This is a genomic window from Tissierella sp. (genome assembly GCF_032104385.1).
GTDB lineage: Bacteria > Bacillota > Clostridia > Tissierellales > Tissierellaceae > Tissierella.
On record NZ_DAMCHJ010000003.1, the window covers coordinates 108,419 to 120,755 of the forward strand.

General features: G+C 28.6%; 16 protein-coding genes. 12 read left to right on the forward strand and 4 right to left on the reverse strand.

What is annotated here, in order from left to right; all coding sequences use genetic code 11:
* Positions 1–3: 3 nt before the first annotated feature.
* From RT714_RS04450 to pyrR, 12 genes are all read left to right on the forward strand, one after another.
* The gene (locus tag RT714_RS04450) at positions 4–366 is read left to right on the forward strand and encodes a hypothetical protein (protein WP_313756380.1); all 363 of its coding nucleotides are present in this window, start codon (positions 4–6) and stop codon (positions 364–366) included.
* Positions 367–378: 12 nt separating this feature from the next.
* On the forward strand, positions 379–1,662 hold the full coding sequence (locus RT714_RS04455) for an HlyD family efflux transporter periplasmic adaptor subunit (RefSeq protein ID WP_313756381.1): 1,284 nt from the start codon (positions 379–381) through the stop codon (positions 1,660–1,662).
* A gap of 1 nt (position 1,663) precedes the next feature.
* Entirely contained in the window at positions 1,664–2,368 is a 705-nt protein-coding gene (locus tag RT714_RS04460; RefSeq protein WP_313756382.1) for a YggS family pyridoxal phosphate-dependent enzyme, read from the forward strand.
* A gap of 11 nt (positions 2,369–2,379) precedes the next feature.
* Positions 2,380–2,817: a cell division protein SepF gene (locus RT714_RS04465; RefSeq protein ID WP_072971853.1), complete on the forward strand. Its 438-nt coding sequence runs from the start codon at positions 2,380–2,382 to the stop codon at positions 2,815–2,817.
* Positions 2,818–2,838: 21 nt separating this feature from the next.
* A complete protein-coding gene (locus tag RT714_RS04470; RefSeq protein ID WP_313756383.1) occupies positions 2,839–3,105 on the forward strand; it encodes a YggT family protein in 267 nt (88 codons plus the stop codon).
* A gap of 12 nt (positions 3,106–3,117) precedes the next feature.
* On the forward strand, positions 3,118–3,903 hold the full coding sequence (locus RT714_RS04475; protein ID WP_313756384.1) for a YlmH/Sll1252 family protein: 786 nt from the start codon (positions 3,118–3,120) through the stop codon (positions 3,901–3,903).
* A 14-nt stretch (positions 3,904–3,917) separates the two neighbouring features.
* A complete protein-coding gene (locus tag RT714_RS04480) occupies positions 3,918–4,457 on the forward strand; it encodes a DivIVA domain-containing protein (RefSeq protein WP_313756385.1) in 540 nt (179 codons plus the stop codon).
* 55 nt (positions 4,458–4,512) lie between these two features.
* Entirely contained in the window at positions 4,513–5,265 is a 753-nt protein-coding gene (locus RT714_RS04485; protein WP_313756386.1) for a bifunctional 3-deoxy-7-phosphoheptulonate synthase/chorismate mutase, read from the forward strand.
* Between the two features lie 121 nt (positions 5,266–5,386).
* Positions 5,387–6,022, forward strand: coding sequence for a TraR/DksA C4-type zinc finger protein (locus RT714_RS04490; RefSeq protein WP_313756387.1), 636 nt, complete (start codon positions 5,387–5,389; stop codon positions 6,020–6,022).
* Positions 6,023–6,132: 110 nt separating this feature from the next.
* Positions 6,133–6,588: a signal peptidase II gene (gene lspA, locus RT714_RS04495; protein WP_313756388.1), complete on the forward strand. Its 456-nt coding sequence runs from the start codon at positions 6,133–6,135 to the stop codon at positions 6,586–6,588.
* A gap of 9 nt (positions 6,589–6,597) precedes the next feature.
* The gene (locus RT714_RS04500; protein ID WP_313756389.1) at positions 6,598–7,515 is read left to right on the forward strand and encodes an RluA family pseudouridine synthase; all 918 of its coding nucleotides are present in this window, start codon (positions 6,598–6,600) and stop codon (positions 7,513–7,515) included.
* 8 nt (positions 7,516–7,523) lie between these two features.
* Positions 7,524–8,054: a bifunctional pyr operon transcriptional regulator/uracil phosphoribosyltransferase PyrR gene (gene pyrR / locus RT714_RS04505; protein WP_313756390.1), complete on the forward strand. Its 531-nt coding sequence runs from the start codon at positions 7,524–7,526 to the stop codon at positions 8,052–8,054.
* Between the two features lie 93 nt (positions 8,055–8,147).
* Here the strand turns inward: pyrR and RT714_RS04510 are convergent, their stop codons facing one another.
* From RT714_RS04510 to RT714_RS04525, 4 genes are all read right to left on the reverse strand, one after another.
* Positions 8,148–9,461, reverse strand: a complete 1,314-nt coding sequence (locus tag RT714_RS04510) for a nucleotide sugar dehydrogenase (protein WP_313756391.1) — start codon at positions 9,459–9,461, stop codon at positions 8,148–8,150.
* A 94-nt stretch (positions 9,462–9,555) separates the two neighbouring features.
* Complete coding sequence (locus tag RT714_RS04515; protein ID WP_313756392.1) at positions 9,556–10,464, reverse strand: UDP-3-O-(3-hydroxymyristoyl)glucosamine N-acyltransferase; 909 nt, start codon at positions 10,462–10,464, stop codon at positions 9,556–9,558.
* 20 nt (positions 10,465–10,484) lie between these two features.
* The gene (locus RT714_RS04520) at positions 10,485–11,102 is read right to left on the reverse strand and encodes a PIG-L deacetylase family protein (protein WP_313756393.1); all 618 of its coding nucleotides are present in this window, start codon (positions 11,100–11,102) and stop codon (positions 10,485–10,487) included.
* Positions 11,103–11,144: 42 nt separating this feature from the next.
* The gene (locus tag RT714_RS04525) at positions 11,145–12,326 is read right to left on the reverse strand and encodes a hypothetical protein (RefSeq protein WP_313756394.1); all 1,182 of its coding nucleotides are present in this window, start codon (positions 12,324–12,326) and stop codon (positions 11,145–11,147) included.
* Between the last annotated feature and the right edge of the window lie 11 nt (positions 12,327–12,337).

Below are 12,337 nucleotides of genomic sequence, written 5' to 3' on the forward strand. Positions count from 1 at the left end.
TATATGCAAATTATTTTGGTACTATTATTCATATCGAGTATATTTGGATATATATTTGTAATACTTAAAGAAAAGATTTATTTAAAAAATAATATAATTATTATAGATAAAAAGATAGTAACTCAGGAACATTTAAATGAAGTAGATATGAAGGAATTCATTTTAGATGGATTTAGATTGAAAGCTGGAGATGAAATCAAAGTTATAACAAAAGAAAATAAAAAATATAATGGAATTCTTCTAGGAGCAAAGAAAAAAGATAAATCTATAATGATGGTTACACATAAAAATGAGGTAAAGTTTTTTACAATAGATAATATATTAAAATTTAAAATAGTAAGTAAGTATGGAAAGTTCTTTACTTAGAAGGGTGAAATTATGAACTATGATAAAAGGGAAAAAAATAGAAGAAGAAAAAAAGTTTTTCGTACAATAACCATATCTTTTGTTCTTTTATATTTAATAATTAGATCAATCCCTTCAATACTTGCAGGTAATGCAAAAACAGTATTACCTGAAAAAGGAATGTTAATTAAAAAGATTCCTACCCAAGGTTTTGTAATAAAACATGAAACAGTAGTTAAATCAGCTGTAAGTGGAGAATTAGAGATTTCTTCTATTGAAGGTGAAAGGGTAGCAGCTGGTATTCAAGTTGCTAGTATTAATTCTATGAATGATACTTCAACTCTTAAACAAGAACTTTTACAAATAGAGGAATCCATTTCGGCTCTAGAAAAATCTGAGATTGAAACCAAGTTAATTATAAATGAGAAAGAAAAGGTTCAGGGATTAAAGGAATCCTTAGTTAATGAATTGCAAGATACGATTATGGCAGGAAATTTTGATGAAGTGTATTTACTAAAAAGTCAATTAGCTATATATGATGAAAAAAATAAAGATATTTCCTCAGCAAATACCTTAGTAGGACAGAGTCTTGAAAATTTAAAATCCAAAAAAGCTAGTATTACTTCAGAAATTAATAGTAATCATATGAAATACTATACCAATAGTGGAGGAATTATATCATACTTAATAGATGGCTATGAAGAGATTTATATACCTAAGGACTTTGAAAACTATACTTATGATAGCTTAGTTCCTAAAAAACTAGATTATACAGAAGTAAAGTCTACTATATCAGTAGATGAACCTATTTATAAGATTATAGATAACTTTGAATGGTATATTGCTTTAAAAATAGAGGAATTGAAAGAGATTGAGGGGCTAGAAGTTGGAAATAATATTAATATTGAAATAGAAGGGGACAAGCGAGAGTTTGAAGGAAAAATTATTACTATAAATCCATCAAAAAACAAAGCGGTTATCATAATCAGGCTTAATACTTTTTTGCATGAATTATATAATATAAGATTTTCTAAAGTAAATATTATAAAATATAAAAAAGAAGGGTATAAGATACCTACTAAATCTATAGTGAATAAGGATACAATAAAAGGGGTATACATCAAAGATAAAAGTGGCATAGTAAAGTTTAGACCGATTATAACTCTTGGAGAAGAGGGTGGTTATACTTTTGTTGATACTGGCGATAATAGTGGAAATATTATTATTGATGGCGAAGAACCTATAAAAACTATTTCCTTATTTGATGAAATATTTTTAAATACTATTAATGTAAAAGATGGACAAATACTTAATTAAGATGGAGGCGATAAAAATATCTATTCAAAGTAACATAAGCATAATACAAGAAAACATAGAAAAGGCATTAAATAGAGCTGGTAGAGAAAGAGAAAAGGTTGAACTAATAGCTGTTACTAAGACAGTGGATGTTGATAGAATAAATGAAGCTATTGAAACCGGTATTTCTAATATAGGAGAAAATAAAGTACAAGAATTAGAAAAGAAATGTGATATAATTGGTAATAAGATAAATTACCATATGATAGGTCATTTACAAACAAATAAGGTTAAGAACATTATTGGAAAAACAAAGTTGGTACATTCCTTAGATAGAATTTCATTAGCAAAAGAGTTAGATAAACGCTCTAGGAGTAATGATATAGTTACAGATGTTCTTATACAGGTCAACGTAGCGGAAGAGGAAAGCAAATTTGGCCTTGAAGTAGATAAAGTTCTATATTTTATAGAAGAAATCTTAGACTTTAAGAATATTAAGGTTAGAGGTTTAATGACAATAGCACCTTATACCACTGATACTGTGCTGTTGAGAGATGTTTTTAGGACATTATTTAATTTAAAAGAGAATATAATAAACAGAAATTACAATAATTTATCCATGGACTATTTATCCATGGGAATGACAAATGATTATGAATTAGCAATCGAAGAAGGCTCCAATATTGTTAGGATTGGATCCGCAATTTTCGGTAAAAGAAATTATTAGGAGGGGTACTAATGAGTAATTTTATGGACAAGGTTAAGTATTTTATAGGTGTACAAGATTTGGAGGATGAGGAAATTCAAGATGATTATGATGAGTATGACGATGATTATGATGTAGCTGTGCCTACTAAAACAAAAAAGATAAATAATAAAGTTGTAAATATCCATACTAATAGTAATATGAAAATTGTAGTACATGAACCCCTTAGTTATGATGAGGCACCTAGCATAATAGATGATATAAGCTTAAGAAAGGCAGTTATTGTAAACCTAGAACAGTTAGATAGTGGAGTTAAAAGGCAGATATTTGATTTTATTAGTGGAGGTCTATATGCTTTAGAGGGAAACATACAAAAGGTTACAAAGGATATATTTATTTTTGCACCAAGTAATGTGGAAATTGATGGATTAAAAGAAGAACTTAAGAATAGAGGTATATTTTCTTGGTAGAAAAAGGAGTAGATTATATTAATGATACTTTTATATAAATCAATAGAAATATTAATCAAGCTAATTGAAGGCCTAATTCTTGTAAGGATTGTACTCTCTTTTTTGAATATTCATAGTGAAAATCTTTTTACTAGATTTGTTTATGAACTTACAGAACCAGTACTTGGACCTGCAAGAGAATTAATTGCTAAATTAAGGATAAATACAGGGATGTTAGATTTTTCACCACTATTGGCTATTCTTTTTTTAAGAATAATATACGGTCTTGTTGGCAAAATATTATTGTAGAAGGGTATTTATATGAAAATTGACAGAGATAAATATATTTTCCATATAAGAGATAATGATAAGAGAATTGATATGAGAAGGGTAATAGATAAGGTTGAAATAGTATCAAATAATCATTCCTATGAATTTACGGATTTTTTTGACCCTTATGAAAGATCCTTAGCTAGGTCAATTCTTAATAGATTTATGGAAATAGATTATTTAGAAAATGGTGGGATTTCACAAGCTGAAAGACAAATAATATCTATTTATCCTAGTTATTACAATCCTCATGATATTCCATTAAATATTATTGGTTTAAGAATAAGTGGGGATTTAGAGGGCTTAACTCATAAGGATTTTTTAGGTGCAATACTTAATTTAGGTATAAAAAGGGCCAAAATCGGAGATGTTTTAGTGCATGAAAATTATACTGATATTATAGCAAAAAAGGAAATAGGAGATTTTCTATTAATTAATTTAGAAAAGATAGCAAATAGAAATATAAAAGTAGAGGAAAGGTCTTTGGACTCTATATCTGCTGCTGAATACCTCTATAAAGAGATAAATAAAACATTATCTTCTTACAGGCTTGATGTATTTATTAGTTCTAGTTATAACTTATCAAGGCAAGAAAGCATAGATATAATAAAATCTGGAAATGTAAAGGTTAATTGGGAACCTATAAATAAGTCTGCTAAGGAGATAGCAGTTGGAGATATAATTTCTGTAAGGGGATATGGACGTTCTATTCTTCACTCTGTTGAGGGATTAAGTAAGAAGGGGAAAATAAAAGCTACTATAAGAATATTAATTTAAATGGAGTGAGATAAATGATTACACCATTAGATATACAAAGCAAGCAATTTAAAAGGTCTTTAATGGGATATAATACAAAAGAGGTTGACGATTACTTAGATGCGATAAATGATAATTATGAAATGTTATACAGAGAGAACATTGAGCTTAAAGATAAGATAGGAGTATTAACTGATCAAATTAGACAGTATAATAATTTAGAAGAGACGCTAAAGAGTACTTTGGTCATTGCTCAAAGCACAGCTGATGATGTAACCAGCTCTGCAAGAAAAAAAGCAGAGTTAATAATTGAAGATGCTGAACTACAGTCTAAAAATAGAATTAATGAAGCAACAAATGAAGTTAAGAATATAATGAAAGAATATGATTATTTGAAAAAAGAAATATTTATATTCAAAACTAGATATGAATCTTTTATCAAAGCTCAACTTATTTCTATAGATGAGTTTTATAAAGATTATGAAAATAAAAACCAATCAAAAGAAATAAGTCTACATGAAGAAAGCATAGATGAAGATGAAAACTTAAAAGAAATAGACCATTTAGGGGCATAACAGCCTCTTTTTTTCTTTAAATTGAAAATTTATAAAAGTAGTTGGAGGAATTTAGATGACTAGAAGTATTAAAATAGATGAGGAAATATCCATTGGAGATGGATATTTTACTATAATTGCTGGGCCATGTGCAATAGAGGATTATAATCAAATGGAGGATATTGGGAAATTTCTATCTAATTTAGGAATTAAGATATTAAGAGGTGGTGTTTTTAAACCAAGAACTAGCCCGAAATCTTTTCAAGGGTTGGGATTAGAAGGTTTTAAAATCTTAAATCAAATTAAATCAAAATATAATTTTAAAGTGATTTCTGAAATAATGGATCCAAGGGATATAGAAGAAGCATTGGAATTTATTGATATTATTCAAATAGGTTCTAGAAATATGCAGAATTTTTCCTTACTAAAAGAAGTAGGAAAGACCAATAAACCAGTTATGTTAAAAAGAGGAATGAGTGCAACTATTAAGGAATGGATTATGGCAGCAGAATATATTAAAATGGAAGGCAATAAAAAAATAATCTTATGTGAAAGAGGAATCAGAACATTCGAGGATTATACTAGGAATACTTTAGACTTAATGAGTGTTCCAATATTAAAGGAGAAAACAGATTATCCAATATTCGTGGATCCATCTCATGGTACAGGCAGAAGGGAATTAGTACTTCCAGCTTCAAAAGCTGCAAAAACATTGGAGGCAGATGGTGTAATTATAGAAATACATCCAAGTCCAGATAAAGCTTTATCAGATGGTTTCCAATCCCTTGACTTTGAAGGATTTGAAAACCTATATAAAAATTTAATATAAGTCATATTATTTTCAAATAATGTAAGTTTATTCTATCCTAAAAATTGAATGTTTATTACACTACTGGTTATATTATTAATCAAGATATAAATAAATTAGGATTACTAGACTGGAGGTAACTATGGATAAAGATAAACTTTATTATTTTAAAAAAAGATTATTAGAAGAAAAGAGAAAACTATTAAAAACACTAAATAATATGAATAATATGAAAGAATTTGGTTCTATGGATATCTATTATAGTGAATTATCTAATTATGATAATCATCCTGCTGATATTGGTACCGAACTATTCATGATGGAACAGGATAATGGATTTAAAAATAGTATGAAGGATACTTTATATGAGATAGATAATTCCTTAAAAGATATAAAAGATGGAAGCTATGGAATTTGTAAAAACTGCAAGAAAGAAATTAATGAAGAAAGGCTTGACCTTATACCTTATTTAAAAAATTGTATGGAATGTGCTGATAGTATTACAATAACGCCAGATACGGAAATGGACACAAGGAAATTTGTTCCTATAGATGAAGAACAAGGGACTTCCTTTAGTGATACTACAGAAGATACAGTAGAATTTGATAGGGAGGATGCTTATCAAAAATTGGCTTCGTTTAATATAGTTTCTGACGATCCTTCATTTGCCACTGGCGATCATCTCGGTATTATGGATGAGCAGGATGGCGATGGTGGTGATGGGGTTGAAGAAGTGGAAAATATATCTCAAGAATACTATGATGAAACTTTAAAATAAAAATTCTCTGGTGAGTATCCAGGGAATTTTTTAAATTTCCTAACTATTGATATTAATAGGATAATAATATAAAATAGAATGTATATTCAAATGACTAGGAGGAATTAAATTTGATATTTATTTTGTCTGCTTTTATTATTTTATTGGATCAATTTAGTAAATATGCTGCTATTAATCATTTAAAAGAATCTGCTTCTTATGTTATAATTCCTAATTTTTTTAGGTTGACCTATGTTGAAAATTTTGGTGCTGCCTTTGGAATTTTACAAAATAAGAAGGTGTTTTTTATCATTATAACCTGTGCCGTTATACTTTCTCTTATTTTATTTTTAACAAAGAATTATTATAGGATAAATATATTTATGAGGATTGGACTTGGAATGTTATTGGGCGGCACCATAGGAAATTTTATAGATAGAATTAGATTCGGATATGTTGTAGACTTTTTTAGTTTTAGATTATTTAATAGATATGAATTTCCTGTTTTTAATATAGCGGATATTGCTATAGTAGTGGGAACTTCTCTAATATTAATTTTAGTGTTATTTGATAGGTATGAAGTATAGGAGGATATAATGGAAATTGTTGAAATTTATGTTGATGAGGATGATAATGAAAGGTTAGATGCTTATCTTGCTAAAGAACTAAATGAGGTTTCTAGGTCTTATGTACAGAAGTTAATAAAGGAAAATTTGGTCTATGTAAATGATAAAAATATGAAATCTAGTTATTTAGTTAAAGAAGGCGATTTTATAAATGTGAAGTTACCTGAACCCAAGAAACTTGAAATAATACCCGAAAACATACCAATAGATATAGTATATGAAGATGAGGATATAGTTATTATCAATAAATCCCAAGATATGGTGGTTCATCCTGCCCCTGGTAATTATAATGGGACTTTGGTTAATGCATTATTATTCCATATCAAGAATTTGTCTTCTATAAATGGAATTATCAGACCTGGCATAGTTCATAGGTTAGATAAAGATACTTCTGGGTTATTAATTATAGCAAAGAATGATAGGGTACATAGGATATTATCTGAAAATCTAAAGGAAAGAAATATTAAAAGAGTATATATGGCTTTAGTTCATGGCGTATTGTCAATTGATGAAGGTACTATTAATGCTCCAATAGGAAGACACGGAAATGATAGAAAAAAGATGACAGTAACTTCAAAAAATAGTAAGGAAGCTATAACCCATTATAGAGTGTTAGAAAGATACAATAAATATACACTTATAGAGGTTAAGCTTGAAACTGGAAGGACTCATCAGATAAGAGTGCATATGAGTCATATTAATCATCCAGTTGTTGGTGATCCTGTATATTCTAAAACAAAGAATGAATTTCATCTAAATAAACAAATGCTACATGCTTATAAATTAGGCTTCTATCATCCAACAACTGGAGAGTACATGGAGTTTAAAACTGATTTACCTAAGTACTTTAAGAATATTTTAGATATCTTAGAAAACAAGAGAAAGTAGGGAGAAATATGGATATTAAAGCAGTTATTTTAGATGAAAAAGCTATACAAAGAGCCACTACTAGAATAGCTAATGAAATAATTGAAAGAAATAAAGGAACAAAGGACATTGCTTTAGTTGGAATCAAGACTAGAGGATGTCCCTTTGCTGAAAGACTGGCTAAGAAAATAGAAGAGATTGAAGGTCAGAGTGTCCCAGTATTTTCCCTTGATATAACTTTATATAGGGATGATTTAACCGAGATTAGTGAACAACCTATAATAAAAGATACTTTTGATGTAAATATTGATGGTAAGATTGTTATACTTGTAGATGATGTTATATATACTGGAAGAACTGTTAGGGCAGCATTAGATGCCTTAGTAGATAAAGGAAGACCTTCTAGGGTGCAATTAGCTGTTTTAATAGATAGAGGTCACAGAGAACTCCCAATTAGGGCGGATTATGTTGGTAAAAATGTACCTACATCTAAGTCTGAAAATGTAAAAGTGAATTTTAAAGAAGTGGATGGAATAGATAGGGTATTTATAATTAATTAAAAAAGTGCTCCTTTCTGGTTTTAATTTTTGCCAGAAAAGAGCACTTGCTTTACTTAAGCATAGATTTAATTAGGCTACTAATTATTTATTACTTTATAGCATCCAATAATTATAACCTAAGGATTCAGCCTCTTTTTTATCAAATATTCCTTTGACATCAATAAGAACTGGTTCTTTATCTTGAGCATACATGAGTTTAATATCATCCAGCGAATACTTAAAGAATTCTTCATGTGATACAGCAAATATTATTCCATCTACACAATTTATTTCACTTATGTCATAAATATTTATTTTGTATTGACTAAATACTTCTTCCGGATTTACAATAGGGTCTACTACTTTAATATTAATTCCATAGTTTTTTAATTCAGTAATTAGATCTGCAACTTTTGTATTTCTAATATCCGCACAGTTTTCTTTAAATGAAAAACCGAAAACAGCTAAATTTACACCTTGTATGGATTCTCTAGATTCTAAGAGTCTATTAATTGTATTTTCACATATATATTTTGACATATAATCATTGAGTTTTCTTGCAGTAAGAATTATTTCAGGATGAATTTCAAACTCCTTGGCAATATGAATTAAAAAGTAAGAATCAACACCTATACAATGACCACCCACTAAACCAGGTTCAAAATTTAAAGCATTCCATTTTGTAGAGATAGCTTCAAGAACAGATTTTATATCGATATTAAGTTTGTGTAAAATAATACTTATTTCATTTATTAGTGCTATATTGATATCACGTTGAGTATTCTCGATTACTTTTGCTGCTTCAGCAATTTTGATGTTTTTTGCTTTATACACACCTGCTTTAATTATTAATTCATATACTTTTGATATAATATCTAAAGCTTCATTGTCTGTAGCAGAAACAATCTTAACTATAGAGTCTAATTTGTGTATCGAGTCTCCAGGATTTATTCTTTCAGGTGAGTATCCAACTTTGAAATCTATGCCAAGTCTTAGACCAGATTCATGTTCTAATATAGGTATGCATATGTCTTCAGTAACGCCTGGATATACTGTGGATTCATAAACAACAATTGATCCTTTGGTTAAGTTTCTTCCAAGGATTTTACTTGCTTCCATAATATATTCCAAGTTTGGTAATTTGTTTTCATATATTGGAGTTGGTACTGCAATTATATGAAATTTAGCATCTCTTAACTTTTTTTCATTGGAAGTAAATAAAATTTTAATGTTTTTGAGATCACTAGCTACTATATATTCAGTTAAACCTATGCCATTTTTATATTGTTTGATTTTTTTACTATCTATATCAAAGCCTATTACATTTGCCTTTTTACTGAAGTTTAAAGCTAAAGGGACTCCAACATATCCTAATCCAATAACTGATATATTTTCTTGCTTATTAATTATTCGATTGTATAATATCATTCATATCTACCTTTCTGTTGAATTTTATTCATAATATAATATATTCAATAGTAAGTTATGGTGATATGAATTCATATAAACACTAAATTATCGTTTATCTATCTTTAGCAGGATTACCGAAAACGACAGAATTATCTTTTATGTTCTTTGTTACAACTGAACCCATACCGACTGTTACATTATTTCCAATTGTAATTTGATTTCTAATTACAGATGATGCTATCCAACAATTTTCTCCAATTTTAACACTTCCATATATAGAAGAATGAGATATGATCACTGTGTTTTCACCAATGCAAACATTATGAGATATTTGGCATAAATCATCTATTTTTACTCCATTTTTGATAATTGTATTTTCCATTACTCCTTTTTCTATAGTTGTATTTGCACCGATTTCTACATTGTTTCCAATAGTTACAGAACCTAGATGTGGAACTCTTCTATATGTTCCATCTTTTTCCTTAATATAGCCAAATCCCTCTTCTCCAATTATTGCACCCGATTTTATTACACAATTTGTTCCTATTACTACATCATCTGATATTGTTACATTATTATATATTTTTGTTCCTTCACCAATTTGTACATTATTTCCTATTACACAATTATGGCCTATATAAACATTTGGATGAATTATTGTACTTGATGAAATTATATTATTTTCTCCTATAAACCAATTACTTTTATTGGCAAAGAATTCTTCTATTATATTGAAAAAAACTCTATGGGGATTATCTACTTTTATATAGTTAAGAAACTTATCTATATTTTCAAAATCATTAGGCAACACAATTAATTTTATTAGATCCTTGACATCATCCTTTGTCTTCTTATAAATTTCTTTGTTTTTTAACCAAGTTATTGTATCTTTTTTATACTCATAAATACTCGAATATCCTTGGATCATTTCTTCTTTGTTGCCGAAAAATTCGATTTCTTCTCCTGTTTTTTCCAAGAATTTTATTATTTCCGCTATTAAAATTGATTTGTCTTGGGTCATTAGAACACCCCCAAATATTTCTAAATTTGATTTATCACTTTTACGATTCTAAAAGCTTCAGCATACTTTACGCCTATTTGAAATCCCCTAAATCTAGCTCTTCCATAGATTGCTTCAATCCAGCTATCACCGAATTTGTCCAATTGAGTTTTATGTGCTTTCACACTTTCAATTTTTATGTCTATAGTGTCTGATATGTCTATAAAAAAGTTAGCTTCAAATCCATAGGGAGTGATACCACCTGGGATAATTGGTTCAAAGAAAAAGATATTAGCATTGTTTTTTCTAGAGGATGCTAAAACTACTTTTGATACGACTTGATGATCTTGATGTGAATCATATTCCCAGCATGTATATATACTATCTGGCTTATACTGTGAAATAATCCTATCCATATTTTGAACGAGGTTACGCTCGAAAATAAAATTGTTCTGGTTATAATTAAGATGTTTAATTTTAGCTCCAAGTATTTTAGCTGCATCACAAGATTCATGAATTCTCATCTCAACTAGTTCTTCACCAGTATCTGTAAATAGTACTATTAAAACTTCATGCCCATTTTTAGTTAACTTGGCTATACTTCCACCCATTTGAGGTTCAATGTCATCGGGATGCGCTCCAATTACTAAGATTTTCATAGGAATTAGCCTCCATATAATATTTTCTTATTGCTATAATCATTAAATTGACTGCATTATATATTGAACAGCCAGTTCAGCTCCATTTTCGAATAATCCTTTTGTATTTTTTTTCATTTTTTCATTGATGTCAGAATCCAGCAGTTGAGAAACTGCTTTTTCAAATTCAGATTCATTAAAGTTGGAAAATACAAAACCAGTTTGTAGTTTTGATGCAATTTTAGCTCTTGCAAAATGGTCATCAGTTCCTGTTTCTTTAGTAGGAAAGATTATAGTTGGAACTCCAAAATAAATTGTTTCATGAAAGGTATTATAGGATCCAGTGATAATGGCGAAATCAAAAGCATTAAAGTAAATTGAATTAGGATAATCTCTTATAATAAAAATATCAGGGTCCAAGTAGTACTTTTTGTGTGCTATAATTGATTCACCTAAAACAATCTGTAGGTTTTTTTTCAGTTTTAAGTTTTGTATTATTTTAAATATTAAGCTATTAACATCGTTATTTAGTCCTTCTCCCAATTGAATATATACAGTTTTTTTATTAGGATCCAAATTCCACATTTTTAGAATAACTTCTTTAGATAACAGTTCTTCTTTTCTTGAATAAATAATAGGCGAACAATAGCGAAATTTACCTTGTTGCTCTAATAGATTATTATTTAGATTTGCTTCACCAGGTACAATAATTAGATTAAAATACTTTTCACGTTCAATAACCACTTGTGACTTACCTGATTTATACATTCCTCTTTGAATCCAAACAGTGTTTAAGAAATTTAGTTTTTCTATTGCACTTACCAGATAGGCATAAGGAAATACACCATCAAATACTAAAGTATCAATATTGTGTCTTATTATTATAGAAATGATCTGGTCATGAATGGCCATATCGATTTCTTTTTGATCTACATTAACAGGATCTAAGTCTAAAGAAGGAAAATAATATGCCAAAAAACCTTCTTCTATAATTAAATTTAGAGCAAAACTAGTAGTGAAAAATATTATTTCTACATTAGGATAGTTTCGTTTTAACCTTCTTGCTACTGCTAAGGTACGAGTTAGATGACCTAGACCACCTCCATTAGTAGGCATAAATAATATTCTTTCAATTGCTGAATTTTTAGTTTTGATATTTTTGTATTTTCTTTGTTCTATATATCTCCTGTAGTGGCTCTTTAAACTTACTTGTTTATATCTATTTTGAGCTTTTAATTCATACATATGTTTCACCC